Origin of the sequence: Nocardiopsis sp. NPDC058789, assembly GCF_042745575.1 — a bacterium.
Lineage (GTDB): Bacteria > Actinomycetota > Actinomycetes > Streptosporangiales > Streptosporangiaceae > Nocardiopsis > Nocardiopsis eucommiae.
In genome coordinates this window covers 18,985-45,007 of the sequence record NZ_JBHYOW010000024.1, presented here as the reverse complement: position 1 = coordinate 45,007, position 26,023 = coordinate 18,985, and the positions used below count along the sequence as shown (strand labels likewise).

The following is a 26,023-nucleotide window of genomic DNA, read 5'->3' as shown; positions in this document are numbered from 1 at the left end:
GGGGGCGCCCGGAGCCGAGGGGGTCAGCAGGGCCCCTGGTCGGACCAGGCGCCCCACTCCCCGCCCAGGTCCGGCGGGAAGCCCTGGATCCACCACCGCGCCTCGTAGACGCGCCCCTCGTAGTGGACCCGGTCGCCCTCGTCGTAGATCGTGCCCGCGTCCCAGGCGGAACCGGAGCAGGAGCCCCCGGGTGCGGCCTGGTCACCGTCCTCCCCGGACCCACCCTCGGCGGTGCCGCCGTCCTCCGCGTCCTCCGTCTCCTCCTCGACCACCTCGGGGCCGGTGGAGACCGTGAGGGTGACGGCGCCGTCCTCGGGCAGGATCGTGCCCGGTTCGGGGTCCTGGCCGCTGACCGCGCCCTCCGCGACGGACTCGCTCGGCGCCTCCACCACGGACACGGTCAGACCGAGCCCGCCCAGCGCCTCGGTGGCCTCCGCCTGCGCCATCCCCACCAGCGTGGGAACGATGACCCCCTCGCTGACGTGCAGGGTCACCTCCTCCTCCCGGTCGCCGTCCTCCCCGACCTCGGGAACCGAGGACAGGACGGTGCCCGGCGTCTCCTCGGCGGAGTGCTCCTGCACGACCTCGACCTCGGTGAACCCGGCCTCGCGCAGCAGCGTGCGGGCGTCGTTCTCGGTACCGCCCACGACGTCCGGCACCTCCACGTGCCGCGGCCCGACGGACAGCGACAGCAGGATCGCCTCGCCGCCCTCCAGCTCCGTACCGGCCGTCGGTTCGGTCGCGGCCACCTCACCCGGGTCGACGTCCTCGCTGTAGGCGTCCTCGTAGGCGAAGGTGAGCTCCATGTCCAGGGCGGCCAGCTCCACCTCCGCCATCTCCGGGGAGAACCCGGTGAGATCGGGGAGTTCGGCGGCGTCTCCCGGTACGAGGGCCCATCCCGCGACGCACAGCGCCAGCACCACGGCCCCGGCTCCGACCAGGACGGGCAGTCGCCGCCAGGGAGGAGTGCCCTCGCCCCGCGCCGGGGAGCCCCCGGCGGCGAGGGCCTCGGCGTCCACCACCGGGATCGGCTGGGTGACGTCGCCGCCCTCGGTCCGGGGTCGGGGCAGCGACCTCAGCACCTGCTCGACCAGGGTGAGGTACTGACCGGCGTCGCGCGGCCGGTAGCGGGGGTTGGGTTCCGTGGCGTTGGAGACCAGCATGTCCAGGTCCGGCGGCAGTCCGGGGACGGTGGCCGAGGGCCGCAGCGGTTCCCCCTCCTCGACCCGGAGGTCACCGGTCAGCAGGCTGTGCAGGAGCGCGCCCACGGCGCGCACGTCCGTGCGCGGGGTCAGGTCCTCGGTTCCCAGCAGCCGGAACCCGGTGACCGTGACCCGGTTGTCGGCGGCCAGGACCACGTCGTCCGGGGCGAGGCCGCCGTGCACCAGACCCTCGTCGTGTGCCGTCCGGAGCGCTTCCAGGACGTCGGCCACGATGGTCAGGGCCGTGTGCGGGCCGTAGCGCAGTCCCTGGTCGCCCCCGCCGAGGACCTCTCCGAGGGGCTCTCCCCGCGTGGACGCGGTGACCACGTACACGTGGTCGCCGTCCCTGCCGTCTCCGAGCACCCGCACGAGACCGGGGGACCGGAGTCCGGCCAGGGTCTGGGCCCGTCCCAGGAAGGCGTGGACGGCGGCGGGGTCCGCGACCAGGTCCGGGGCGAGGAGGGTGACGGTGACGGGCTCGTCCGCCACCGTGTCGTGTCCGTCGTGGACCGACACCGAGCCGTCACCACCGACACGCGCGCCCACGAGGACGCGTCCGTGCAGCGTGGAACCGGTGGGTGGGGAGGGGGTGGGGGACTCCATGAGTCGGATTGTACGGCGCCGAAACCGCACGGACCCTCCCCCAACGTGCCGGATACGGACAGAAGCACCCGGACCGGGCGCGCGGTGTCAGGTGTCCGAATCCCCGGTCTCCCGAGGCCAGGCCGCGCGTCCGACCCACGGAGTAGAGTCGGCCGGACACCCCTCCTCCCTCCTGTGAGGCCCCATGAACACCCTTGGCGACGACCCCGACCGGGACGGCCTGGACGATCGGGCCGCCGGGGCCCTGCTCGGGGCCGCGTGCGGTGACGCGCTCGGTGTGCCCTACGAGTTCGCCGCCCGGCTGTCCGAGCGGGAGGTTCCCGCGATGGTCGGCGGCGGCCTGGGGCCCTACGCCCCCGGGGAGTACTCGGACGACACCCAGATGGCGGTGTGCCTCGCGGAGGCGCTCCGAGACCACGACGATCCCCGTTCCGGAGCGGCCCTGGACCAGACCGCACGCGCCTTCCTCTCCTGGCGTCGCGAGGGCGCCACGGACATCGGGGCGCAGACCGCCCGGGTCCTCGGTGACACCGAACGGGCCCTGGCCGCCGACAGCACGGGGCGGACCGGCGCCGCCGAGGAGATGATCCGGCTGTCCGCGCGGATGTTCGGTGCGGGGGAGCGGTGCGCGGGCAACGGATCGCTGATGCGTGCCGCCCCGTTGGCCCTGGCCCATCTCCGCGACCGCGACCAGCTGGCCGAGACCGCGCGCGTGTACAGCCTGCTCACCCACGGCGACCCGCTCGCCGCCGAGGCGTGCGTGCTGTGGTGCGAGGCGATCCGGCGGGCCGTGGTGTGGGGGTCCGACGAGGGGCCGCGCTCCGGGCTCGACCTGCTGGAGCCGCACGCCCGCGACGCCTGGGCCGGGTACCTGGCCGAGGCCGAGGGCGCCCCGCCGCACGCGTTCTCGCCCAACGGGTTCGTGGTGCGCGCGCTCCAGGCGGCGTGGTCGGCCATCGTGCACACCCCCGTGGAAGCCGGGGACCCGGACCGGTACGCGGCCCCGGTGTGGGCGGCGGTGCGCGCGGGGGACGACACCGACACCGTGGCGTCGATCGCCGGTGCCCTGGTCGGCGCCCGGTGGGGTCGCTCCGCCGTTCCGGAGGAGTACGTGGCGGCGGTGCACGGCTGGCCGGGCTATCGGGCGGACGGGCTCACGCGGCTGGCCGGGGAGATCGTGCGGCGGCACGGGGGCTAGGTCGGGCGTCCGTTGGCGAACACGCGGCGGACGTGCGGCATCATGGTGGCGCACGAGAGCGGGAACGTGAATCGGTACGGGAACGGGGAGCGGCCATGGCGGAGCGAATCGACTGGGTGCCTGCGCACGATCACCCGGAGCTGACGGCCGATCCGGTGCGCGGGGCCATCGCGCCCTTCGACGGTTCGGTGCGGGCCGCGGCGATCGACCCCGAGCTGGCGGACACCGCCGAGTTCTGCGAGGCCTACGGGCTGTCCCTGGAGACCAGCGCGAACTGCGTGGTGCTGTCCGCGAAGCGGGGCGGCGAGGTGACGTACGCGGCGTGCATGGTGCTGGCCACGGATCGGGCCGACGTCAACGGGGTGCTGCGCAGACACCTGGGGGCGCGGAAGGCGTCCTTCGCGCCGATGGACGAGGCGACCGGGCTGACCGGGATGGAGTACGGAGGGATCACACCGTTCGGGCTGCCCTCGGGGTGGCCGGTCCTGGTCGACAAGCGGGTGTACGACACCCCGTGGGTGGTGGTGGGCAGCGGCCTGCGCCGCTCGAAGCTGCGTGTTCCCGGCCCGCTGCTGGCCGAGCTGCCGGGTGCCGAAGTGCTGTCGCTGACCCGCTAGGGGAAGGGACTCCGCACGACCGGGACCCGCCGCGCATCGATTTGTCGACAAATCCACGAGTGGTTAAGGCGGGTTTCGGAACGGGGACGACTCCGGCACTAAGCACCTGGTCTGGGGACATGCCCGTTTCCGAGGAGGGCCTGTCCGGAAGTGGCCGCGCTCGCGTGTGGCCACCCGGGCGAGATCCCCAGGAGGAGAGAGGACGCACACATGGCACGGATGACCCACCTGTACTCCGTACTTCCCGTCACTGACCCCGAGGAGTCGCTGGGTTGGTACACGGCGCTCTTCGGCCGACCCGCGGACGAGGTGGTCGGGGAGGAGTTCATGTGGCGCGTGGACGACACCGCCTGGGTCGTGCTCGCGGCCCGTCCCGACCGGGTCGGGGGCGGCCTCCTCACCCTCGGGGTCTCGGGGCTCGACGAGATCCTCGCGCGGCTGGTCGCGTACGGCGCCGGGCACGAGCCCGTGGAGACCTACGGCAACGGCGTCCGCCACGTGGTCGCCCACGACCCGGACGGCAACAGCCTCTCCCTGGCGGAGCCTCCCTCCGACTGACCGTCCGCCACCCGCTTCCTAGGAGGCGGGGTAGCGCAGGCGGTACCACTGGGGCGAGGTGCGGTTCATGGGGAAGCCGAGCCCCCTCCGGGGGGCGTCCTCCACGTCGAGGAGCTCCCACCCCGGGAACGCCTCCAGGACCTCGGACCGGGACACCCCGCCCACCATCCTCCGGAAGATGGACGGACCGAACTCCAGCATGATCAGGGACGCCCCCGGCGCGGCCAGCGCCGTCACGCCGCGCCCCTGCGCGGCCCGCTGTTGGGCGTCGAAGCCCTGGAAGCAGCCGATGTCGACGAACAGGTCGAAGCGCCCCAGGTCGGGGGAGAGGTCGGTGGCGTCACCGACCCGGTAGCTCACCTCCGCGGGCCCCTGGAGACGAGCCGCCTCGACGGCGGCGGGGACCAGGTCGACACCGGTGACGTCCCACCCCTGGGCGGCCAGCTCCGGGGTGAACCGCCCCCGGCCGCACCCGATGTCCAACGCCCGGCCCGGACCGCCGCGTTCCTCGGCCTCGCGGTCGAGGAAGGAACGGAACCGCACCATGGCCACGGGTCCGTAGCGCTCCCACGGGGTGAGGCCGAGACGGTACATCCGCGCGTAGTTGGTCATGGCTCCACGGTAATCCCGGGCACCCGGGGTGGCCAGGCGCCTCGGGTGATGGCGGGGAAATCGCAGGTGGGGCGTTGCCCAGCTGGTCAGGGACTATTTACTGACCGATCGGTCTGTAATACTGTTCGCTCAGGCCCACACCGAGGAGAGGACCGTCACGTGTCCGAAGTACTGGAGAGCTACGCACAGGGATCGTGGTTCACCCCCGCGGACGAGGGTGCCCCCCTGGCCGACGCGAACACCGGCGAGACCGTCGCGTGGATCTCGACGCGGGGTCCCGACGTCGCCGCGATGGTCGAGTACGCACGTGAGGTCGGCGGCCCCGCGCTGCGCCAGCTCACCTTCCACCAGCGGGCGAACATCCTCAAGGAACTCGCCAAGCACCTGATGGGGTACAAGGACGAGTTCTACGCCCTCTCCCACCGCACCGGGGCCACCAAGCGCGACACCATGGTGGACGTCGACGGCGGTTTCGGCACGCTCTTCAGCTTCTCCAGCAAGGGCCGCCGCGAACTCCCCAACGCGACGGTCATCCTGGACGGCCCCCTCGAACCTCTGGGCCGGGGCGGCACCTTCGTCGCCCAGCACGTGTACACGTCGCGGCCGGGCGTCGCGGTGCAGATCAACGCCTTCAACTTCCCGGTCTGGGGCATGCTGGAGAAGCTCGCCCCGGCCTTCCTCGCGGGCCTTCCGAGCATCGTCAAGCCCGCCGGTCAGACCGCGTACCTGACCGTCGCGGTCGTCCGGCGGATGGTCGAGTCGGGTCTGCTGCCCGAGGGATCCCTCCAGCTCCTGGTCGGCAGCCACCGGGGCCTGCTCGACGCCCTCGGCCCCCAGGACATCGTGGGCTTCACCGGCTCGGCGGCCACCGGCGCCCTGCTCCGGGAGCACCCCAACGTGGTCCGGGGCGGCGTCCAGCTCAACGTCGAGGCCGACTCGCTGAACTGCTCGATCCTCGGCCCCGACGTGGGCGTGGACGACCCCGAGTTCGACCTGTACGTCAAGCAGGTCGTGACGGAGATGACCGTCAAGGCGGGTCAGAAGTGCACCGCGATCCGCCGGGTGATCGTGCCCGCAGGGATGGCCGACGCCGTCACCGAGGCCCTGACCGCCCGCCTGTCCAAGGTCGTGGTGGGTGCCGCCGACCACCCCGACGCCCGCATGGGCGCTCTGGTCTCGCTCGCCCAGCGTGAGGAGGTCCGCAAGGCCGTCCGGACCCTGCGCGCCTCCAGCGAGCTCGTGTTCGGTGACCCCGAGCGGGTCGAGGTGACCGGCGCGGACGACGGCACCGGCGCGTTCATGTCACCGATCCTGCTGCGTGCCGCCCCGGGCGCGAAGGAGCCCCACGACGTCGAGGCGTTCGGGCCGGTCAGCACGATCATCACCTACGGCTCGGTCGCCGAGGCCGTGGAACTGGCCGCGCGCGGCCAGGGCAGCCTGGTGGGTTCGCTGGTCACCCATGACGAGGACGTGGCCCGCGAGGTCGTCCTGGGCGTCGCCCCCTGGCACGGCCGGCTCCTGGTGCTCGACCGGGACGACGCCAAGGAGTCGACCGGCCACGGTTCCCCCATGCCGGTCCTGGTGCACGGCGGGCCCGGCCGCGCGGGCGGCGGCGAGGAGATGGGCGGTGTGCGCGGCGTCAAGCACCACATGCAGCGCACGGCCGTCCAGGGCTCCCCGGACATGCTCACCGCGATCACCGGCCACTGGACCACCGGTTCGCGCCGCGCCGTCGGTGCGACGCACCCCTTCCGCAAGAACCTGGCCGAACTGCGGATCGGTGACACCATCGAGTCGGCGGAGCGTGCGGTCACCCGCGCCGACATCGACCACTTCGCCGAGTTCACCGGCGACACCTTCTACGCGCACACCGACGAGGAGGCGGCCGCCGCGAACCCGTTGTTCGGCGGGATCGTGGCGCACGGATACCTGGTGGTCTCGCTGGCCGCGGGGCTGTTCGTGGACCCGGCCCCGGGCCCGGTCCTCGCCAACTTCGGCGTCGACAACCTGCGCTTCCTCACCCCGGTGAAGGAGGACGCGGTGATCCGGGTGACGCTGACCGCCAAGCAGATCACCCCCCGCACCAACGCCGAGTACGGCGAGGTCCGCTGGGACGCCCTCGTCACCGACCAGGACGGCGAGCCCGTCGCCACCTACGACGTCCTCACCCTGGTGGCCAAGGGCGAGGAGTAGGCGGGGCCCACCGGTGCGCGTCTCGCTCCGTCGTCCCGTCGATTCGTCGACGGGACGACGGAGCGACGTCTGCCCGCGTCCACCGAGCGGGTCCGGTTCCGGGGCCCCGCGCCAACGAGTCCGGACCCAAGGCATAACCCGTGTTTATGTTCACGAGAGGCGCGCCTTCCTAAGGTGAGTGGGGTGTGGACACCGAGGTTCCCGACACGGACAGGGAGGCGACATGGGACGCATCACCGTCGACGCCGAGAACAGTGATCCGGTCGAGCTGTACTACGAGGACCAGGGGAGCGGCCAGCCGGTCGTCCTCATCCACGGGTACCCGCTCGACGGACGCTCCTGGGAACGGCAGACCGCCGTCCTGCTGGACTCCGGGTACCGAGTGATCGCCTACGACCGCCGGGGGTTCGGACAGTCGTCGCACCCCGCCGACGGGTACGACTACGACACCTTCGCGGCGGACCTCAGGACCGTCCTGGAGACCCTGGACCTCCACGACGCGGTACTCGTCGGATTCTCGATGGGCACGGGGGAGGTCGCGCGCTACCTGGGTTCCTACGGTTCCGACCGGGTCGCGAAGGCGGCCTTCCTGGGATCGCTCCAGCCCTTCCTGCTCCAGACCGAGGGCAACCCCGGCGGGGCCGCCCCGCGCGAGTTCTTCGAGGACATCGTCGCCCAGGTCAGAGCCGACCGCTACGCCTACTTCACCGCGTTCCTGGAGGGCTTCTTCAACCTGGACGAGACCCTGGGGGACCGCATCAGCGAGGAGGCCGTGCACAACAGCTGGAACAGCGCCGCGCACTCCGGACCGGTGGCGTCGGCCGCCTGCCCGCTGACCTGGATCACCGACTTCCGCGAGGACGTGCCGAGGATCGACGTGCCCGCGCTGATCGTGCACGGGACCGGTGACCGCATCCTTCCGGTGGAGGCCACGGGGCGCCGGTTCGCGGAGCTGCTGCCCTCGGCCGAGTACGTGGAGATCGAGGGGGCACCGCACGGTCTGCTGTGGACCCACGCGGACGAGGTCAACGAGGTCCTGCTGCGTTTCCTGGCTGCCTGACGTGGGAGAACGTGACCGGAGCGCCCGTCCGCGACGCACCACCAAGCTGCGTGTGACCGAGGACTTCGACGCACCGCCGGAACGGGTGTTCGCCCTCACCCTCAGCGAGGAGGGCTTCGTGGACGCGATGCCCCCGGGCGTGGAGGTGCTGAGCTGGCCCGAGCGGTTCGGTGAGGGAGAGGTCCTGGACCTGCGCTGGGGTGTGGCCGGGGTCCATCCCGTGCGCTGGGTCGCGGTCGTCGACGCCTACGAGGAGGGCCGTTCCTTCAGCGACCTCCAGGTGCGCGGCCCGTTCCGCTACTGGCGGCACACCCACACGGTGGAGCCGCACGGCGCGGGCACGCGCCACACCGATCTGGTGGAGTTCGGCACCGGCCTCGGTCCGGCGGGCGACCTCGCGGCCGCGATCGCCATCCGCGGGGCCTTCGGACCCAGGCTGAAGCGTATGCGCGCCGCCCTGGAGGGGCGGACGTGAGAAAGCGCCCCGGAGGTGCCGACTCCTCCGGGGCGCTGGTCCTTGGGTCTACAGGCGGGCGATCGCCCTCGCCGGATCCTCCATGGCGTCGGCGACGACGCGCATGAACCCGGCGGCCGCGCCGCCGTCACAAACCCGGTGGTCGAAGGCGAACGACAGCTGCGTGACGCTGCGGACCGTCAACTCTCCGTCGACCGCCCAGGGCCGGTCGATGATCCGGCCGAGACCGAGGATCGCCACCTGCGGGTGGTTGATGATCGCCGCGCTGCCGTCCACGCGGAGCGCACCGTAGTTGTTCAGTGTGAACGTGCCGCCGGTGAGCTGCGCGGGGGTGGCCCGACCTTCGCGGGCCAGTCGGGTGAGCTCCCTGATCTCGGCGTCCAGCTCGGTGGTGGTGAGCCCGTGGGCGCCCATCACCGCCGGGGCGACCAGGCCCCGGTCGGTCTGGACCGCCAAGCCGAGGTTGACCCCGTCGTACTGGACGAGTTCCTCGCGTTCGGTGTCCACCCGCCCGTTGAGCTCCGGGTACGCGCGCAGGCCCGCGAGGACGAACCGGGCCACGTAGGCGAGCAGCCCGGGGCCGTCGGGGTCGGACCGGCGCAACCGCACCAGTTCGGTGGCGTCCACGTCGACCCACACGGTGGCCTCGGGGATCTCGGACCGGCTGCGCGAGAGCGCGGCCGCCACAGCCCTGCGGAAGGTGCCCATCGGGACCCGTCGGGACTCGGTGAGGCCGGTGCGGGAGTCGACGGAGCCCGGGGCGACCGGCACCGGGGCGGTGACCGGCGCGGCCTGGGAGGGGACCGCGATCGGGGCGGACGGGGCCGGAGCGGTGTTGGCACCGGCCGCCTCGATCGCGGAGCGTACGTCGCGGCGGGTGATGAGGCCACCCGGGCCGCTGCCCCGGACGTCGGCCACGCGCAACCCGGCCTCACGGGCGAGCTGACGGACCAGGGGCGAGGTCACCAGCGGCACCCGGCGCGCCGGGGCCGCCTGGATGGGTGTCACCGAGGCGACCGGGGTGGAGGGCCGGGCCGACTCCGAGACCGCGGACGCGACCGGAGCGGGCGGCCGAGCGGCCTCCGAAGGGCGCTGGCGCGGTCGGCGGCGGCGACCGGTGCCGGTGGACTCCGGCGTGCCGTAGCCGATCAGGACGTTGCCCGAGCCCGCGCGCTCCTCCTCCCGGTAGCGCTCACCGGCGTCGTCCGCGGGCGCGGACGCCGTCTCGGGCGCCTCGGGGACCGGGACCGCCGCCGTCTCCGGTGACGCCTCCGCCCCTCCCACGCTGATCAGCGGCTTCCCGACCGCCAGGACCTCACCCTCCCGTCCGTGCAGGACGGTGACCGTCCCGGCGAACGGTGAGGGGACCTCGACGATGGACTTGGCGGTCTCCACCTCGACGACGGGCTGGTCGAGGGTGACGGTGTCGCCCACGGCGACCAGCCACCTCACGACCTCGGCCTCGGTGAGTCCCTCCCCGAGATCGGGAAGGTCGAACGTACGGGTCGTCACTGGTCCTCCCACTGAAGGTCGTCGACAGCGTCCAGGATCCGGTCCACGCTGGGCAGCTGGAAGCGCTCCAGCTTGGGCGGGGGGAAGGGGATGTCGAAGCCGGTCACCCGGCGGACCGGGGCGGCCAGCGAGTGGAAGCAGCGCTCGGTGACGCGGGCGACGATCTCCGAGGCGACGCTGGCGTACCCGCTGGCCTCGGCCACCACCACGGCGCGCCCGGTGGAGCGGACCGCCGCGCACACGGTCTCGTCGTCGAAGGGGACGATCGAGCGCACGTCCACGACCTGGAGGCTGCGGCCCTCCTGGGCGGCGGCCTCGGCGGCCTCCATCGCGGTGGACACGGCGGGACCGTAGGCGATCAGGGTGGCGTCGGTCCCCTCGCGGCGGACCACCGCCCGACCGATCCCGGGGGTGGGGCGGTCGACGTCGACCTCGTCCTTGGCCCAGTAGAGCTTCTTGGGCTCCATGAAGACCACGGGGTCGGGGGACGCGATCGCCTCGCGCAGCAGGTGGTAGGCGTCCGCGGGGGTGGCCGGGGTGACGACCTTCAGGCCCGGGGTGTGCGCGTAGTAGGCCTCGGAGGAGTCACAGTGGTGCTCCACCCCGCCGATGCCTCCGGCGTAGGGGACGCGGATGACGATGGGCAGGCCGACCCGTCCCCGGGTGCGGTTGCGCATCTTGGCGACGTGGCTGACGATCTGCTCGAAGGCCGGGTAGGCGAAGGCGTCGAACTGCATCTCGACCACCGGGCGCATGCCGTTCATCGCCATGCCCACGGCCATCCCGACGATCCCGGACTCCGCGAGCGGGGTGTCGAAGCAGCGGTCCTCACCGAACTCGGCGGTCAGCCCGTCCGTGATGCGGAAGACACCGCCGAGGGGGCCGACGTCCTCGCCGAAGACGTACACGGAGGGATCCTCCGCGAGGGAGTCGCGCAGCGCCCGGTTGAGCGCCTGCGCCATGGAGAGCTTCTCGGTCGCCATGCTCAGTGGCCCTCTCTGCTCAGTTCGTCGGCCAGGAAGGCGGCCTGCTCGGTCAGCTGCGGGGTGGGGTCCGCGAACACGTGCGCGAACAGGTCGGCGGTGTCGGGTTCGACGTCCTGGTTGACGCCCTCGCGCATGTGGGCGGCGACCGCCTCGGCCCTCTCCGTGATCTCCGCCCGCCGGGCCTTGGTGAGCACCCTCTTCTTCTTGAGGAAGGCCTCCATGCGCAGGAGCGGGTCGCGGGCCACCCAGGGGTCGACCTCGTCCTCGCTGCGGTAGCGGCTGGCGTCGTCGGCGTTGGTGTGCGCCTGCATCCGGTAGGTGTGCGCCTCGACCAGCTGCGGGCCGCCGCCGGAACGGGCGGTCGCGACGGCGCGGTCAAGGACGGCGAGGACGGCCGCGACGTCGTTGCCGTCCACGCGTTCGCCGTTGACGCCGTAGCCGACGCCCTTGTGCGCGAGGGAGGGCGCGGCGCTCTGCCGGGCCAGGGGGACGGAGATCGCGTACTCGTTGTTCTGCACGAAGAACACGACCGGCGCCCTGAAGACGGCCGCGAAGTTCAGCGCCTCGTGGAAGTCGCCCTCACTGGTGGCTCCGTCGCCGCACAGCGCCATGACCACGGTCTTCTCGCCGCGCAGGCGCGCCGCGTGGGCGACGCCGACGGCGTGCAGGAGCTGGGTGGCGAGCGGGGTGGCCTGGGGGGCGACGTGGTGGGCGTAGGGGTCGTAGCCCGCGTGCCAGTCGCCCTTGAGGAGGGTGAGGACCTCGACGGGGTCCACGCCGCGCGCGATGACGGCGGCGGTGTCACGGTACGTGGGGAAGAGCCAGTCGCCGTCGGCCAGCGCGAGCGCGGCGCCGGTCTGGCAGGCCTCCTGACCGTGGGAGGAGGGGTAGACGGCGAGGCGGCCCTGGCGGACGAGGGCGCTGGCCTGGTCGTTGACGCGGCGGCCGATCACCAGGGAGGTGTAGGCCTCCAGGAGGCGCTGGGTGTCGGGCATCCGCAGGTCGGCGCCGCCGACCGGGACCCCGGACTCGTCGAGCAGTTGGACCGGCTGCTCGGAGGGGAGTAGGCCCGGGTGTCCAGCCATGCTGCAACCTCCTGGTGCGCGCGGAATTCGCGAAAGATCTGTACAGGGACATGGTGCTGTTCACGACCATCTGTTCGCTACAAACCGGGAGGAATCGAGAAAATGTCGCGAAAGTTCCCATACTTCGCGTCAGTCCGTCCACGAATGTGACCCAGGACACCGGGCCTGGTGGACATGTGGCCCACGCCTCACGGCCTGGTGACCCTCACCGCGTGGACGCCCCGGGCCATCGCCGGGGCTCCCCGGCGTCGTTAGCATGTAGCGGTGCCGCGATCGCCCTGACCTGCGACGCACCGAGCGCACACCACACCAGCGGGAACACCAGGGGGAACCAGACCGTGAGCGACGAGCGCGAGAACCTGAGCTACGAGCTGTTCGGCACGGCGATGCGCGAGATGGCCCAGGCGATCGCGGACGACGGGTACGAGCCGGACATCATCCTGTCCATCGCCCGGGGCGGCCTGTTCGTCGCCGGTGGGCTCGGGTACGCCCTCGACGTCAAGAACCTGCACGTCATGAACGTGGAGTTCTACACGGGTGTGGGCACCACCCTGGACATGCCGGTCATGCTGCCGCCCGTCCCCAACGTGGTCGACCTGAGCAAGAAGAAGGTCCTGGTCGCCGACGACGTCGCGGACACGGGCAGGACGCTCAAGCTGGTGCACGACTTCTGCGCGGAGCACACCGCCGAGGTGCGCAGCGCGGTCATCTACGAGAAGCCGCAGTCCCTGGTCAAGTGCGAGTACGTGTGGAAGCACACCGACCGCTGGATCAACTTCCCGTGGTCGGTGGAGCCGCCCGTTGTGCGCCGCGAGAACCAGGTCCGCGACGCCTGACGGGGTTCACCCCGGGGTGGCGGCCCCGTCCTCCCGCACCGGGTGGTCGACGGTGGCGGTGTTCCCTCCGCCTCGTTCGTCCTCCGGGGCCCGGAGGAGCAGGCGGGCGACCACCGCCACCATGAGCGCGCCCAACAGGAGCATGCCCACGGCCGCGGGCAGCCGCCAGGGCCCGGGCACGTACAGCGGCAGGTGCCAGGACCGCTCCGCCACCCCCGAGGCCAACGCCACCAGGGACATCGATCCCTGGTAGAGGGGCAGCCAGAAGGTGAGCCCCAGGGCCGTCACCACGGCGCCGGCCCTGGAGGACCGTGAGTCCAGGTTGCGCCCCGCCCGGGAGAGCGGGGTCCGCCTCGCGCCCTCCGTCCCGGAGGGGTCCCCCTCGCGTTCCGCGTCCGTACCGGTCTCCGCCGCACGGGCGGAGGTGTCCCGGCCCCAGCGCAGGGTGCCGAGCAGCTCCGGGCCCCGTCTCTCCAGGCGACGGTGAGCGACCCGGCCCAGGCCCCAGCCGAGCAGGAGGCCCTCCAGGACCCCCACCGCGACTCCCGACCACATCAGGCCCGGCTGGTCCAGGAAGAACCCGAGGGCGGTGACCGCCACGGGTGGCACCACCGAAAGCAGCAGCACCGGGAACAGGACGTTGAACTGGCCGACGACGTCCCCCGACTCCAGCGGGTCGCCACCGTGCCGGTGCGGTTCCGGGCCGGGAGCGGGCCAGAGCACCGCGAACAGCACACTGAACCCTGCTCCGCCCCCGACGAGGGCGGGCAGGACCGCGAACACCCAGGGCCAGGCCCAGTGCTGCCCGGTGAACAGGATGCCGCCGACCGACAGCAGGACCGCCACCGGCACGAACACCAGCAGCCAGGCGGCCTGCCGTCCACGCACGTCGTGCCGCGCGGCGCCGGGTGCGAGCAGGGTCTGCCACAGCGCGGTGCCGTCCAGCGCGTACACGTTGAGCGACATCAGCGCGGCCAGCGCCACGACGACGAGCCCGGCCAGCGGGATCATGAAGGTGAGCCCGACCAGCACGCCCAGGGCGCAGACCAGGACACCGGTCCACAGGGCGGTGCGCAGCTCCAGGGCCCGCCGGGGATCCCGCCCCCAGGTGCGCAGTTCGCGCCCGATCACCGCGCCGACGGGACCGGAGGGCAGGAGGCTCCCGAGCCTCCCGGTCACACCCCGGCCGTGGCGGGCGGGGGCGGTGGTCGGGCTGGTCATCCGTTGACGGAGGAGCGAGGCCCAGCACGCGGTCAAGCCGGTGGACGCCAGGACCAGTGCGGCCAGCGCACCCAGAGCCGACGGGACGTCGCCGCGACCGGCGGCGGTCACCGCGTGGACGCCCCAGCCCGAGGGCAGGGCGAGCAGCACGGTGTCATAGGGGGCGGGGACGCCCCGGTTCCAGAGCAGCGCGAACACGTCGGTGTACTGGGACACCGCCTGGTACAGCATGTACGCCGAGAACCCCGCCGCGAGCACGGCGGCGTTCCGGATCGCGGTGACCTCCACTCCGATCCGGGTGCGCAGGGCCGCCCCGGAGAGCGCCGTGACCACACGTGACGCCAGGACGAGGAAGACCACCTGGAGGGGGATCGCCACCACGGCCACGAGCGCGGCGAGCACGCCCCACCGAACGGCCAGGACGAGCAGTGACAGGGACGCCACCGCGGTGACCGGGACTGTCACACCCACGAAGGACGAGGCCAACAGGCCCAGGGCGATTCCGCGCGGTGGGATCGGTTCCAGGGCGAAGTACTCCGGGCGCAGCGACGTGTCCCCGCCGCCCGCGCCGGAGGGTCCCAGGACCCAGCCGACGAACCAGGCAGCCATCAGCGCGGAGAGCAGACCGGTCACCGCGAGCGGCGGCGCCAGGGCAGCGGTGAGCACGGTGAGGAGCGCCAGGGCCAGACCGATGACGCCTCCGACCGCACGTCGGGTACCGGACCCGTGCCGCAGGACCGCCAGCCTCATGCGGATCATCACGCCAACCACGCGAACCCCCCGACCGGCGCGGGCGCGCCGACCAGCGCGACGAAGGCCTCCTCCAGGCCCGCGTGGTCGCCGCGCACCTCCGCCAGCGTCCCCTCGGCCAGCACACGGCCGCGCGCGATGACGCCGACGTGGTCGCAGACCTGCTCGACCAGGGCCATGACGTGGCTGGAGACGACCACCGAGCCACCACCGTCCGTGAACGAGCGCAGGATGCCCTTGATGACGCTCGCCGAGATCGGGTCGACGGCCTCGAAGGGCTCGTCCAGCACCAGCAGGCGTGGTGCGTGCACGAGGGCACCCGCCAGACCGATCTTCTTCCGCATCCCCGCGGAGTACTCGATGATGAGGGTGTGCTCCGCCTCGGCGAGGCCCAGACCGTGGAGCAGGTCGTCCACCCGTTGGCCGACCTCACGCTCGGACAGGCCGCGCAGGCGCCCCAGGTAGCTCAGCATCTCGCGTCCGGTGAGACGCTCGGGAAGCGCCATCCCGTCCGGCAGGACGCCGATCATCGACTTGGCCCGGACCGGGTCCGCCCACACGTCGGCTCCGAAGACCCGGGCCCCTCCGCTGTCGGGGCGCAGCAGTCCGACGGCCATGGTCAGCGAGGTGGTCTTGCCCGCTCCGTTCGGACCGACGAGGCCGTAGAAGGAGCCGCCGGGCACGGAGAGGCTCACGCGGTCGACCGCCTGGTGGTCACCGAACCTCTTGCTGAGCTCGTACAACTCGAAGGCGGGAGGAAGGCGGGTCATGAACACCTCGGGGGGGTCGTGTCCGACGCTGGCTCGTGCCTTCGACACTAGGAAGGGGCGGACGCGTCCGGTGTCCTCCTACCGGGCGGAGGAAGGGGCCCCGTGTCCTCCGTTCGGAGGAGGCCGCCGGTGGCGGGTGTTTCACGTGAAACACCCGCCACCGGGTCACCACGCGGGCAGTCGAGGTGTCGGTGGGTCGACCTGACGACGAGGCACCAGGTCGACATGTCGACGGCGATGAGCCGACGGAGCGCTGTCACGGCTCCACGGGGAGTCGCCCTCAGGTGGTGCGCTCCACGTCCGCCGACGGTGCCCCTGGGGTCGGGCCGTCGGACGGTTCGGCGCCGACGGGGACGGACTCCGGGGCTCCACGGTCCGCCCGGCCGTAGGCCATCCGGCGCAGGAAGGCCTCGGGCGGACCACTGACCCCGAACCGGCCCATGATCGCGGCGACCACCACGGTGGCCACCCAGACCCCGGCACCGAGCAGCACCGACTGGGCGTCGTCCAGGCGCGTGGCCAGGTTGAGCGTGTACGGCATGAACAGCACGAGCCACGCCACGGACTGGAGGAGGTAGCAGGTCATGGATCGCTGCCCGGTGGCCGCGAGCGCCCGCACGACCGGCCCACGGCGATCACCCAGGGCCACCGCCACCAGCGCGATCAGCGCGGCGTAGCCGAAACCGCCCGCGTACCCGGACAGGACATGCAGCCACTTCGCCCCGACCTGGAGGGCGGGGTCGGGCGCCCAGACCCGGATCAGCACGAGCATCTGCGGGACGGCGCCCAGCACGGCCAGCGGAACGCCGAAGCCCGCGACGCGCCGCAGGAACGGGAGGTGCCGCTCGGGTTCCTCCAGGAGTCGGCGGCGGGCCGCCCAGATCCCCACGGTGAAGGGGAACAGCGAGATGGGCACCATCACCATGGCGAGGAACGGCCAGGTCCCGAGCCGGATGAACAGGTCCATGAGGGGGGTGACCTCCATGGCCACGTCCTGCTGGGTTCCCGACAGGGAGAGCGCGACCTCGGCGGTCGAGTACAGCAGGCTGCCGAGGGACATCCAGACGAGACCGTGGGCGAGCAGGCGGCGGTCGCCCAAGCGGAGCAGACCGGCGAACAGCAGCGCGATGAGCCCGTACACGGCGATGACGTCGCCGTGGAAGATCAGGACGGTGTGCAGCAGTCCGATGACGATCATCCACCGGCCGCGCCCGCGCAGCAGGGAGCGGACCCAGGGCCACTCCCGTCCCTCGGCGGTGCGGCGGAGGTGGATCCGCGCGAGGCCGTAGCCGAACAGCGCCGCGAACATGGGGTAGCCGCGCGACTCCGCGAAGAGGGTCATGAAGCCGGTGACCGCGACGTCCAGGGTTCCGGCCAGGCTGAAGACCTCGCCTCCCGTCGCGAACTGCCGGAACATGTGGGCGTGCACGGTGGCGATGACCAGGAGCATGAGGCCCCTGGCGAGGTCGGGGGCGAGCGAACGTGGGCCGGTTCCCTCCGGTGAGGGCGGCCGGTTCGGTGAGGGGGTGGATGGCACCGGGGTCTCCCGTTCTCGCATTATTGGATACGATTGCGTATCTAAGACAATAAGATACAACACCGTTTCTTATGAACGGACGGACATGACTGACCAGATGCGGCCAGCCACCAGGACCACCCGAAGGCGCGGACAGGAGCTCGTCGACGCCATCCACCGGGCCGTGATCGCGGAGACCGCCGAGAGCGGCGTGTCCGGCCTGACCATGGAGGGCGTCGCCCGCCGCGCCGGGACCGCCAAGACCTCGCTCTACCGCCGCTGGGCCTCACCGGAGGACATCCTGGTGGAGGCGGTCCTGCGCCACTATCCGCAGGAGAGCCCGACCCCGGAGGGAGGCGACCTCCGCGAGGACCTCGTTCGGGCGCTGGAGCTCTTCCGGGCGCTCATGGGCGAGGCCACCCTGGGACGGGCGCTCATGGCCGTGTTCGCCGAGGGCCTGCACCGACCCGAACTCCTCGAGCGCATGACGACGGAGGTGTACGAACCGCGCGGCGGACGCTTCACCAGGACCGTCCTGAAGCACTACGCGGCACGGGGGGAGATCGACCCGGGCCGGGTCACCGACGTCACCACCGACATCGGTGAGGCCATGATGATCAAGTACTGCGCGGACAACGTCGGTGAGGTCCCGTCGACCGAGTACCTGGAGCGGATCGTCGACGAGGTCGTCCTCCCCGCGGTCGGCTGGGCACCGGAACGGTAGCCCGGGCGCGGGAGGCCCCCGGTAGGTCCGACGAGTCGAGGAGTCGACATCACGACAGGCGGGCACGTCGACTCGCCGCCCGTCACGCCGGGCGCGGTTCGGCTGTCCCCGTCCGGGGCGGACCAGTCGCCGCTCCCCGGCGAGGAGGTCGTCCACCGGGCCCGGCGGGCGTCGGTGCTACGGACCGACCAGGCGGGAGAGCTCCACCCGGGAGCGGATGCCGAGCCTGCTGTAGATGTTGCGCAGGTGGTGGTCGACCGTGCGGGTGCTCAGGAAGAGCCGCGCGGCGACCTCCCGGTTGGTGGCCCCGTCCGCCACGTGCCGGGCGATCCGCAGCTGTTGCGGGCTGAGCAGGTCCACCCCGCCGCTCTCGCGCGTCGCCGTACTGCCGCGCGCGGCGCGCAGCTCCTCCCGGGCCTGGCGCGCCCACGGCCGGGCGCCGAGCCGGTCGAGGACCTCCATGGCCGTGTGCAGGTGCTCGCGGGCCCGCCCCGGATGCCGGGAGCGGCGCAGGTGCCCGCCGTACAGCAGCCGGGTGCGGGCCTCCTCGAAGTCGCAGTACCCGGAGCTGTGCAGGTCCAGCGCGCTCTCGAAGTACCGGTTGGCCTCCTCGCCCTCCAGGAGCAGGCCCCGGCAGCGCATGACCTGGGCCCGAGCGGTGTCCTGACCGGTGGCCTCCGCCCAGCTGGCGAAGGTCTCCACCGCCTCGTTCACCCGCACCGCGACCCCGCCGCGCACCGACGCCTCCACCAGGTGCGGGGTGATCAGCAGCCGCACCGCCGCGTGACCGCTGCCCGGACCGGAGCGCGCCAGCGCGCGCAGCCGCATCGCCGCCTCCGAGGTACGCCCGGAGCCGAGGTCGAGCAGGGCCAGCGCCCAGGCGGCCAACCCGGCGGGCAGCCCCACGTCGTGCTCGCCGGCCTGGGCCAGGGCGGTTCCGGCGTGCTCCCGGCACGCGTCCTCGTCCCCCCGGATCGCGGCGACGAAGGCGAGGGCGCCCCGATGGTGGCTCGCGCAGTTGTCCTGACCGGACTCCAGGGAGACCCGGAGCCCCTCGGCGGCGCTGCCCTCCGCCAGGGACAGCCGTCCGAACCACATCTCCGCGTAGGTCAGGAACTCCAGGATCTGCGGGACCAGTGTGAGCGCCCCGGTGCGGCGGGCCGCGGACGCCGCCCGACCGGCCAGGGCCCGCGTGCGTACGTGGTCGCCACGGAGCAGCGCGGCGATCACGCCCAGCACGAGCGCCTGCGGGTCACCAATGCGGTCGGCGGCCTCCACGGCCCGTTCCAGGAGCACGACGCCTTCGCGGTGGCGTCCCTGGAACATGGCGGCCTTGCCGGTCATGTAGTCGAGGACCAACCGGTCCCAGGGCCTGTCGGCGCCGTCCGGCTCCCCGGGCGGTTCCGCCACGAGGTCACCGGCCCTGCGCGCGGTGGCGAAGAAGCGTTCGTGGTCACCGGACAGGCAACTGGCCTCGCCCGCCTGGAGCAGGACCCGCAGCGCGGCGCCGGGATCGCTCAGGGCCAACCGGTCGGCCGTGGGGCCCAGGAGCTGGAAGGCGTCGATGGCCACGCCCGAGCGCAGGTCCATCTCGGCGCGGAGGAGGTCGGCGCGCACCTGGACGGTGTGCGCCTCGACGTGGCCGGGGCCCACGGTGTCCTGGTCCGGGAGCACCCTCGCGAGGACCCGCCTGGCCCGGTCCGGATCACCCGACAGCCACGCGGAGCGGGCGGCGTCGGTCAGGCGCAGGCCACGGAGGGCGGGGTCGGAGGTCAGCCGCGCCGCGTGTTCGTGGAGCAGCGAGGCGGGCGCGTGCCCGCCCCGGTCGACGGCACGGCGGGCCTGCTCATGGAGGGCGGCGGCGACGCGTTCGTCCGGGGCGCCCGCGGCCAGGGCGCGGTGCCAGACCGCGCGTCCGTCGTCCCCCGCCGCCTCGTGGGAACGGGCCAGGTCCCGGTGGACGGAGCGGCGCTCGGCGGGGGAGGCGCGGTGGTAGGCGGCGGACCTGGCCAGAGGATGGGCGAGGTCCGTCCGCGTCCGGGTGTCGGTGAGCAGCCCGGCGCGGCGCGCGGGTTCGAACCGGTCCGGGGAGGCGGGATCCCGGCCGCTGCCGGGATCGGCGGGCTCCGGGGCCGCGTGGTCCAAGGGTTCCGTTGGGTCCGGTTCGTCCCAATCCGCGAGTTCGGCGGGTGCGGCGGACTCGGGGTCCGGCGCGTGCGGGTCGGCCGCGACCCGCAGGAGGGCGAGCCGGGTGGCCCGGGGGAGCCCGGCGAGCGCGGTGGCGAAGGCGTCGGTGAGCTCGCCCCGGGAACGCGGCGGCTGGTCCAGGGCGACGGCCCCGGTGCGCTGTTCGGGTCCGGCCCCCTCCAGCAGTTCCAGGGCGGCGCGGGGGTTGCCCTCGGCCGCCCTGGCGAGGGTGACCGCCACCGGCGCGGCGAGCTCGGAGGCCTGCTCACGGCTGGCGTCGGAGAGCAGGTCCAGGACCGCTTCTTCCCGCAGGGGGCGCAGCCGGAGCACGGGGATCCCGGCGAGCCGGTCGGGGTCGCCGTCCCGGGCGCTCAGCAGGACCGCCGCTCCGTCGTGGGTGAGTCGGCGTGCGGCGAAGGCGACCGTCTCCCGGGACGGTGCGTCGAGCAGGTGGAAGTCGTCCACGCAGAGCAGGAGCGGGCCCTCCGCGGCGGTCTCCGCGATCAGTCCGAGGGCCGCGTTGGCCAGGGGGAGGGGCGCGCCGGGATCACCGGTGTCCAGGGCGCGGGTGAGCGTCTCGCGCTGGACGGGCCGCAAGCGGGGGAGTCGGTGGAGCGCGGGGCGCAGGAGCTGGTGCAACCCGGCCAGAGGGAGCCGTCCCTCGCCCGGGGCGGCGCGGGCCCGGAGCACCGTGAGCCCGTGGCTCTCGTCCACGGCGCGCTCCACCAGGGAGGTCCGGCCCGCGCCGGAGGGGCCCGTCACGAGGAGGCCGCCGCCGTGTCCGGAGCGGGCGGCGTCGAGCAGGTCGCGGACGGTGCGCAGTTCGTGGTCGCGTCCTCGGAGGGGCGTCGTGCGTGTGAGCGGGTTCACGCTGATCACCCCCTTAAGTTACTCGTCGGTTAAGTCCGAGTAAAGGGACCGGCGATTCAGCCGATGCGCTCCGTGTGACCGGGGGCACACAATCGGGTTCCCCGCTTCCCCCATCCTCGGAGGTCACATGAGACGGCTGACCGCCCTCCTGTGCGGACTCGTCCTCGCCCTCACCACGGCCCTCCAGGCCGCCCCCGCCACCGCGAACACCCACACCCCGGTCGTCTTCGTCCACGGGTTCATGGGCAAGGGCGGCCAGTGGGACGACATGCGCGCCGCCCTCGCCGACTCCGGTGTCCCGGAGGACCGGCTCCACGTCTTCTCCTACGACTGGGCCCGCTCCAACACCACCATCGCCGGGCAGCTGGCCGCCCACGTCGACGGCGTGCGCGAGCAGCACGGCGTGGACCGCGTGCACCTGGTCACCCACTCCATGGGCGGCCTGTCCTCGCGGTACTACGTCAAGAACCTCGGCGGCACGGAGACCGTTGACCAGTGGATCTCCATCGGCGGCCCCAACAACGGGACCAACATCGCCAACCTGTGCCCCTCACCGATCACCCCCTGCCAGGAGATGCGGCACGGGTCGGACTTCCTGAACGACCTCAACGCGGGCGACCCCACGCCGGGCCCGGTCCGGTACACGACCCTGCGCTCGCCCTGCGACATCGTCATCTCACCCACGGACAGCACGTCGCTGCCCGGCGCCGACAACATCCAGGTGGGTTGCGTCGAGCACATCTCGATGATGTGGAACGGCGAGGTCATCGACCACGTGCGCGGCCTCGTCAGCTGACCCGCTTCCAGCTGAGGGCGCCGTGTCGCCCTGTCGCCGTGTCGCTCTGTCGACAAGGAGAGAGGGAGACACCGGGGCGGGGGGGGGGGGGGGTGCGCCCCCCCCCCCCCCCCCCCCCCCGGGGGGGGGGGGGGGGGGGGGGGTGGGGGGGGGGGGGGGGGGGGTGCCCCCCCCCCCCCCCCCGCCCCACGCGCGTCCGGTGCCTACTTGGCGGGGGCCGGGTCGCTGTCGTCGACGTGCAGGTCGACGCCCTGGATGCCCTTCGGCACCAGGGAGACGGCGACGAACGAGATCACGGACAGGCCGATGATGTAGACGCCGATGGTCCACGAGGCCCCGAAGGAGGTCAGCAGCATCTCCGCGATCATGGCGGCGAAGGCGCCGCCGAGGATCGCGCCCAGGGCGTAGCCGATGGACACACCCGAGTAGCGGACCTCGGCCGGGAACATCTCCGCGTAGAGGGCCGACTGGGGGCCGTAGCTCAGGCCGAAGGTCAGCGTGAAGACGAAGACGCCCACGAAGTACATGTAGATGTTGCCGGTGTCCACCATGAACCACATCGGGACCGCCCAGGCGGCGAGCAGGACGTAGCCGATCTGGAAGGTGCGCACCCGACCGATCCGGTCGCAGATCCATCCGCCGTACAGGGTGGAGATCAGCCACCCGAAGGACGCCAGGGCGGTGGCGAGCAGGACCGGGCCCCGCTCCAGACCCAGGCCCATCTCCTCCACCGGGCGCGAGGCGTAGGTGGCCAGGAAGGCGATCACCAGGTAGCCGGCGGCGTTGTTGGCGACGAAGATCAGCGCGGAGAGCACCACCTCCTTGGTGTTCCTGCGGAACAGCTGGCCGAGCGGCGCGGACGACTTGGCGCGGCGGTTCTGCATCACCTTGAAGACCGGGGACTCCTCCACGGTCTTGCGGATGAGGTGGCCGATGATGATGAGCAGGAAGGACAGCAGGAACGGGACGCGCCAGCCCCACTCGAGGAAGGCCTCGGTGCCGATGGCGGTGGTGATGCCCCACAGGACCAGGGTCGCCAGGATCATGCCGCAGGGGACGCCGATCTGCGGGTAGGCGCCGAAGAAGCCGCGCTTGTCGACCGGCGCGTGCTCCACGGACATCAGGGCGGCGCCGCCCCACTCGCCTCCGGCGGAGAAGCCCTGCGCGATGCGCAGGAGGATGAGCAGGATCGGCGCGGCCATGCCGATCTGCGCGTAGGTGGGCAGCAGGCCGATCGCACAGGTCGCGACACCCATCATGACCAGGGTGAACACGAGGATCCTCTTGCGCCCGAACCGGTCTCCGAGGTGCCCGGCGACGATGGCGCCCAGGGGGCGGAAGAGGAAGGAGATACCGATGGTCGCGAAGGAGAGCACCTGCGCCACGGCCGGGTTGGCGTCGGCCAGCGGCGCCATGAAGAGGGGGGCCAGCACCAGGCCCGCGGCCTGGGCGTAGATGAAGAAGTCGTACCACTCGATGGTGGTCCCGACCATGGTCCCCGCGAGGACCTTGCGCTTCTCCTTGGGATCGAGTGTTCCACCGGGTCCAGGGACCGTGGCGTCGGAAGTCGCCATTGCTGCTCCGTAGGTTCTCTACCGGCCGGGGGGCCGCGTTCTCTGTCGGGACCGGGCCGCCGGCACCCGCAGACGGAACGGCGGATACCGGGACAGACCACGAGCCCCAGCACACCATGCCATGTGATGCAGTGCACTTTCTACACTTGGGCACGATTTTCGCAGCTAGACACACATGTACTGACCGAACGGTCGGTGAGGAACCCCGGTTGACGAGGGAGGCTGGCAGCAAGCGACCGCCCGGTCACGAACCGCAGCCCGCCCGCCGTCCACCAGGTGAGACGTGGCGACACGTCGACCTGTCGCCGTGTCACCTTCCGGCGGCCCCGACCGTCACAACAGCTCCTTCAGGTAGACACCGGTCCGGCTGTCCGGGACCGACGCGATCCGTTCCGGGGACCCCTGGGCGACGATCCGTCCGCCCTGCGCTCCGCCGCCGGGCCCCAGGTCCACGACGTGGTCGGCGGTGGCCACGACCCGCATGTCGTGCTCGGCCGCCACCACCGTGGCCCCGGCCGCGACCAGGTCCCGCAGACGGCCCATCAGGACGTCGGTGTCGTACGGATGGAGACCCGTGGTGGGCTCGTCCAGCAGGTACACCGTGTCGGCCACCCGGCGCCGCTGGAGCTCGGTGGCGAGCTTGATCCGCTGGGCCTCGCCGCCGGACAGCTCCGTGGCGGGCTGGCCCAGGCGCAGGTAGCCCAGGCCGACACCGGAGAGGGTCTCCAGGGCCCGGAGTACGGAGGGTTCCTCGGTGAAGAACCGCGTCGCCTCCTCCACGGACATCGCGAGCACGTCCGCGATCGTGGCCCCCCGGTACCGCACGCGCAGGGTGTCGTCGTTGTAGCGGGAGCCCCCACACGTCGGACAGGGCGCGTAGGTGGTGGGCAGGAAGAGCAGCTCCACGGAGACGAACCCCTCGCCCTCACAGGTCGCGCAGCGTCCCCCCACCACGTTGAAGGAGAAGCGGCCGGGGCCGTAGCCGTGGGCGCGGGCGTCGTCGGTCCCGGCGAACAGCTTCCGGACGGTGTCGAAGAGCCCCGTGTAGGTGGCCAGGTTCGAGCGCGGGGTCCGCCCGATGGGCTGCTGGCTGACCCACACCACCCGCCCGTGCCCGGCCGCCTCGTCCGCGATCCGGGCCAGCAGTGTGGACTTGCCGGAGCCGGACACACCGGTGACCGTGGTGAACACCCCGAGGGGCACGTCCACGTCCAGTCCCCGCAGGTTGTTGCTGGTGACCCCGCGCAGCTCCAGGTGTCCGCGCGACTCGTGCGGCCGACGTTCGGGCAGGGCGCGGTGGAACAGGTAGCGGCGGGTCACCGACTCCGGGACGTCGCGCAGACCGTCCACCGGCCCGCTGTACAGGACGCGCCCGCCGTGCTCGCCCGCGTCCGGTCCGACGTCCACGATCCAGTCCGCGCCGCGCACGATGTCCAGGTCGTGCTCGACGAAGCACACGGTGTTGCCGCCGTCGCGGAGCCGACGAAGGATGCCGGAGAGGGCCTCGCAGTCGGCGGGGTGCAGCCCCGCCGAGGGCTCGTCCAGCACGTAGACCACGCCGAACAGCCCGGTGCCGAGCTGGGTGGCCAGCCTGATCCGCTGGAACTCCCCGGTGGACAGCGTCGGCGCGGGCCGGTCCACGCTGAGGTAGCCCAGGCCCAGTTCCTCCAGGACCTCCACCCGACCGGCGATCTCCGCGACCAGCGTCGCGGCGGCTCCGGTCCCCTCCAACCAGGGGCGCAGCAGCGCCGAGAGTGCGGCGAGCGGCAGTGCCGCGAGTTCGGTGATGGTGTGCCCGGCGAAGGTGACCCGCAGTGCCTCCTGGCGCAGCCGCCGCCCGCCGCACTCCGGGCAGGTGCGGTTCACCATGAACTCGCCCGCCCGGCGCCTGCGGGCCTCGCTGGCCGAGGAGGCGTAGGCCTTGAGCACCAGCCTGCGGGCACTGCTGTACCTGCCCTGGTAGGGGCGGTGGACCCGGCCCGCCTCCCGGACGGGGTGGACGGTCACCACGGGCTGCTCGTCCGTGAACAGGATCCAGTCGCGCTCGCTCTGGGGCAGCTCCCGCCAGGGGCGGTGGATGTCGTACCCCAGGGTGTCGAGGATGTCGCGCAGGTTCTTGCCCTGCCAGGCTCCCGGCCAGGAGGCGACGGCCCCGTCGGCGATGCTCAGCGCGGGGTCCGGGACCAGTGAGTCCTCGGTGACCTCGTGTTCGATCCCCTCTCCGTGGCACACCGGGCAGGCCCCGGCGACGGTGTTGGGGGAGAAGGAGTCGGAGTCCAGGTGCCCGGCCCCGGGCGGGTAGGTCCCCGCACGGGACAGGAGCATGCGCAGCGTGTTGGAGAGCGTGGTCAGGGTGCCCACCGTGGACCGCACGGACGGTGCCGTGCGCGGTTGGGCGAGCGCCACCGCGGGCGGCATGCCGGTGATGTCGTCCACCTCCGGGGCCGGGAGCTGCTGGAGGAGGCGGCGGGCGTACGGCGCGACCGACTCCAGGTACCGGTGCTGGGACTCGGCGTAGAGCGTCCCGAAGGCCAGTGAGGACTTCCCGGAGCCCGAGACGCCGGTGAAGGCGACCAGGGCGTCACGGGGCAGCTCCGTGTCCACGTTCCTCAGGTTGTGGATGCGGGCGCCGCGCACCCGGATGCGGTCGTCGAACTCTGTCATGTCCCCAGATGTAC

Annotated in this window: 20 protein-coding genes; 9 read left to right on the top strand and 11 right to left on the bottom strand. The window is 72.6% G+C overall.

Features of this window, described 5'->3' with window-relative positions; genetic code table 11:
• Positions 1–23: 23 nt before the first annotated feature.
• The gene (locus tag ACFW3L_RS24820; protein WP_378747096.1) at positions 24–1,805 is read right to left on the bottom strand and encodes a PASTA domain-containing protein; all 1,782 of its coding nucleotides are present in this window, start codon (positions 1,803–1,805) and stop codon (positions 24–26) included.
• A 184-nt stretch (positions 1,806–1,989) separates the two neighbouring features.
• On the opposite strand from ACFW3L_RS24820, the gene ACFW3L_RS24815 reads away from it, so the two are divergent.
• The 3 genes from ACFW3L_RS24815 to ACFW3L_RS24805 all read left to right on the top strand — a co-directional run bounded on the left by ACFW3L_RS24815 (position 1,990) and on the right by ACFW3L_RS24805 (position 4,178).
• Positions 1,990–3,003 carry an ADP-ribosylglycohydrolase family protein gene (locus tag ACFW3L_RS24815; RefSeq protein ID WP_378747095.1) on the top strand — a complete coding sequence of 338 codons (1,014 nt, stop codon included), beginning with the start codon at positions 1,990–1,992 and terminating at the stop codon, positions 3,001–3,003.
• A 95-nt stretch (positions 3,004–3,098) separates the two neighbouring features.
• Positions 3,099–3,620: a YbaK/EbsC family protein gene (locus tag ACFW3L_RS24810; RefSeq protein ID WP_378747094.1), complete on the top strand. Its 522-nt coding sequence runs from the start codon at positions 3,099–3,101 to the stop codon at positions 3,618–3,620.
• 210 nt (positions 3,621–3,830) lie between these two features.
• On the top strand, positions 3,831–4,178 hold the full coding sequence (locus ACFW3L_RS24805) for a VOC family protein (RefSeq protein ID WP_378747093.1): 348 nt from the start codon (positions 3,831–3,833) through the stop codon (positions 4,176–4,178).
• Positions 4,179–4,196: 18 nt separating this feature from the next.
• Here the strand turns inward: ACFW3L_RS24805 and ACFW3L_RS24800 are convergent, their stop codons facing one another.
• Entirely contained in the window at positions 4,197–4,790 is a 594-nt protein-coding gene (locus ACFW3L_RS24800; protein WP_378747092.1) for a class I SAM-dependent methyltransferase, read from the bottom strand.
• A gap of 159 nt (positions 4,791–4,949) precedes the next feature.
• On the opposite strand from ACFW3L_RS24800, the gene paaZ reads away from it, so the two are divergent.
• From paaZ to ACFW3L_RS24785, 3 genes are all read left to right on the top strand, one after another.
• Positions 4,950–6,983, top strand: a complete 2,034-nt coding sequence (paaZ, locus tag ACFW3L_RS24795; RefSeq protein WP_378747091.1) for a phenylacetic acid degradation bifunctional protein PaaZ — start codon at positions 4,950–4,952, stop codon at positions 6,981–6,983.
• Between the two features lie 223 nt (positions 6,984–7,206).
• A complete protein-coding gene (locus tag ACFW3L_RS24790) occupies positions 7,207–8,043 on the top strand; it encodes an alpha/beta fold hydrolase (RefSeq protein ID WP_378747090.1) in 837 nt (278 codons plus the stop codon).
• A 1-nt stretch (position 8,044) separates the two neighbouring features.
• Positions 8,045–8,518 carry an SRPBCC family protein gene (locus ACFW3L_RS24785; RefSeq protein WP_378747089.1) on the top strand — a complete coding sequence of 158 codons (474 nt, stop codon included), beginning with the start codon at positions 8,045–8,047 and terminating at the stop codon, positions 8,516–8,518.
• A 48-nt stretch (positions 8,519–8,566) separates the two neighbouring features.
• Here the strand turns inward: ACFW3L_RS24785 and ACFW3L_RS24780 are convergent, their stop codons facing one another.
• From ACFW3L_RS24780 to pdhA, 3 genes are read right to left on the bottom strand one after another with little or no spacing between them, the layout of a single operon-like run.
• Entirely contained in the window at positions 8,567–10,030 is a 1,464-nt protein-coding gene (locus ACFW3L_RS24780; RefSeq protein WP_378747088.1) for a dihydrolipoamide acetyltransferase family protein, read from the bottom strand.
• Positions 10,027–11,013 carry an alpha-ketoacid dehydrogenase subunit beta gene (locus ACFW3L_RS24775; RefSeq protein ID WP_378747087.1) on the bottom strand — a complete coding sequence of 329 codons (987 nt, stop codon included), beginning with the start codon at positions 11,011–11,013 and terminating at the stop codon, positions 10,027–10,029. The genes ACFW3L_RS24780 and ACFW3L_RS24775 overlap by 4 nt, the downstream gene beginning before the upstream one ends.
• A gap of 2 nt (positions 11,014–11,015) precedes the next feature.
• Positions 11,016–12,101: a pyruvate dehydrogenase (acetyl-transferring) E1 component subunit alpha gene (gene pdhA, locus ACFW3L_RS24770; RefSeq protein WP_378747086.1), complete on the bottom strand. Its 1,086-nt coding sequence runs from the start codon at positions 12,099–12,101 to the stop codon at positions 11,016–11,018.
• Between the two features lie 338 nt (positions 12,102–12,439).
• On the opposite strand from pdhA, the gene ACFW3L_RS24765 reads away from it, so the two are divergent.
• A complete protein-coding gene (locus ACFW3L_RS24765) occupies positions 12,440–12,937 on the top strand; it encodes a phosphoribosyltransferase (protein ID WP_017545676.1) in 498 nt (165 codons plus the stop codon).
• Positions 12,938–12,943: 6 nt separating this feature from the next.
• On the opposite strand, the gene ACFW3L_RS24760 is transcribed toward ACFW3L_RS24765, so the two are convergent.
• From ACFW3L_RS24760 to ACFW3L_RS24750, 3 genes are all read right to left on the bottom strand, one after another.
• Complete coding sequence (locus ACFW3L_RS24760) at positions 12,944–14,917, bottom strand: hypothetical protein (RefSeq protein ID WP_378747085.1); 1,974 nt, start codon at positions 14,915–14,917, stop codon at positions 12,944–12,946.
• Positions 14,917–15,678 carry an ABC transporter ATP-binding protein gene (locus tag ACFW3L_RS24755; RefSeq protein WP_378747084.1) on the bottom strand — a complete coding sequence of 254 codons (762 nt, stop codon included), beginning with the start codon at positions 15,676–15,678 and terminating at the stop codon, positions 14,917–14,919. The genes ACFW3L_RS24760 and ACFW3L_RS24755 overlap by 1 nt, the downstream gene beginning before the upstream one ends.
• A gap of 280 nt (positions 15,679–15,958) precedes the next feature.
• Positions 15,959–17,215, bottom strand: coding sequence for a DUF418 domain-containing protein (locus ACFW3L_RS24750; protein ID WP_378747083.1), 1,257 nt, complete (start codon positions 17,213–17,215; stop codon positions 15,959–15,961).
• An 85-nt stretch (positions 17,216–17,300) separates the two neighbouring features.
• Between ACFW3L_RS24750 and ACFW3L_RS24745 the strand changes: the two genes are divergently transcribed.
• The gene (locus tag ACFW3L_RS24745; protein ID WP_378747082.1) at positions 17,301–17,918 is read left to right on the top strand and encodes a TetR/AcrR family transcriptional regulator; all 618 of its coding nucleotides are present in this window, start codon (positions 17,301–17,303) and stop codon (positions 17,916–17,918) included.
• Positions 17,919–18,095: 177 nt separating this feature from the next.
• Here ACFW3L_RS24745 and ACFW3L_RS24740 read toward each other — a convergent pair whose 3' ends face one another.
• On the bottom strand, positions 18,096–20,984 hold the full coding sequence (locus ACFW3L_RS24740; protein ID WP_378747081.1) for an AAA family ATPase: 2,889 nt from the start codon (positions 20,982–20,984) through the stop codon (positions 18,096–18,098).
• A 118-nt stretch (positions 20,985–21,102) separates the two neighbouring features.
• Between ACFW3L_RS24740 and ACFW3L_RS24735 the strand changes: the two genes are divergently transcribed.
• Complete coding sequence (locus ACFW3L_RS24735; protein WP_378747080.1) at positions 21,103–21,771, top strand: esterase/lipase family protein; 669 nt, start codon at positions 21,103–21,105, stop codon at positions 21,769–21,771.
• 203 nt (positions 21,772–21,974) lie between these two features.
• Here the strand turns inward: ACFW3L_RS24735 and ACFW3L_RS24730 are convergent, their stop codons facing one another.
• Both ACFW3L_RS24730 and ACFW3L_RS24725 read right to left on the bottom strand, forming a co-directional pair.
• The gene (locus ACFW3L_RS24730; RefSeq protein WP_378747079.1) at positions 21,975–23,345 is read right to left on the bottom strand and encodes an MFS transporter; all 1,371 of its coding nucleotides are present in this window, start codon (positions 23,343–23,345) and stop codon (positions 21,975–21,977) included.
• A gap of 333 nt (positions 23,346–23,678) precedes the next feature.
• On the bottom strand, positions 23,679–26,009 hold the full coding sequence (locus ACFW3L_RS24725; protein WP_378747078.1) for an ATP-binding cassette domain-containing protein: 2,331 nt from the start codon (positions 26,007–26,009) through the stop codon (positions 23,679–23,681).
• Between the last annotated feature and the right edge of the window lie 14 nt (positions 26,010–26,023).

What these genes read in the sequence shown, in the direction of transcription:
- ACFW3L_RS24760 (WP_378747085.1), bottom strand. Translation starts at nt 14,917, where the DNA reads ATGATCCGCATGAGGCTGGCGGTCCTGCGGCACGGGTCCGGTACCCGA.
- ACFW3L_RS24745 (WP_378747082.1), top strand. Translation starts at nt 17,301, where the DNA reads ATGACTGACCAGATGCGGCCAGCCACCAGGACCACCCGAAGGCGCGGA.
- ACFW3L_RS24730 (WP_378747079.1), bottom strand. Translation starts at nt 23,345, where the DNA reads ATGGCGACTTCCGACGCCACGGTCCCTGGACCCGGTGGAACACTCGAT.
- ACFW3L_RS24805 (WP_378747093.1), top strand. Translation starts at nt 3,831, where the DNA reads ATGGCACGGATGACCCACCTGTACTCCGTACTTCCCGTCACTGACCCC.
- ACFW3L_RS24790 (WP_378747090.1), top strand. Translation starts at nt 7,207, where the DNA reads ATGGGACGCATCACCGTCGACGCCGAGAACAGTGATCCGGTCGAGCTG.
- pdhA (WP_378747086.1), bottom strand. Translation starts at nt 12,101, where the DNA reads ATGGCTGGACACCCGGGCCTACTCCCCTCCGAGCAGCCGGTCCAACTG.
- ACFW3L_RS24815 (WP_378747095.1), top strand. Translation starts at nt 1,990, where the DNA reads ATGAACACCCTTGGCGACGACCCCGACCGGGACGGCCTGGACGATCGG.
- ACFW3L_RS24775 (WP_378747087.1), bottom strand. Translation starts at nt 11,013, where the DNA reads ATGGCGACCGAGAAGCTCTCCATGGCGCAGGCGCTCAACCGGGCGCTG.
- ACFW3L_RS24820 (WP_378747096.1), bottom strand. Translation starts at nt 1,805, where the DNA reads ATGGAGTCCCCCACCCCCTCCCCACCCACCGGTTCCACGCTGCACGGA.
- ACFW3L_RS24735 (WP_378747080.1), top strand. Translation starts at nt 21,103, where the DNA reads ATGAGACGGCTGACCGCCCTCCTGTGCGGACTCGTCCTCGCCCTCACC.
- ACFW3L_RS24725 (WP_378747078.1), bottom strand. Translation starts at nt 26,009, where the DNA reads ATGACAGAGTTCGACGACCGCATCCGGGTGCGCGGCGCCCGCATCCAC.
- ACFW3L_RS24810 (WP_378747094.1), top strand. Translation starts at nt 3,099, where the DNA reads ATGGCGGAGCGAATCGACTGGGTGCCTGCGCACGATCACCCGGAGCTG.
- ACFW3L_RS24800 (WP_378747092.1), bottom strand. Translation starts at nt 4,790, where the DNA reads ATGACCAACTACGCGCGGATGTACCGTCTCGGCCTCACCCCGTGGGAG.
- ACFW3L_RS24755 (WP_378747084.1), bottom strand. Translation starts at nt 15,678, where the DNA reads ATGACCCGCCTTCCTCCCGCCTTCGAGTTGTACGAGCTCAGCAAGAGG.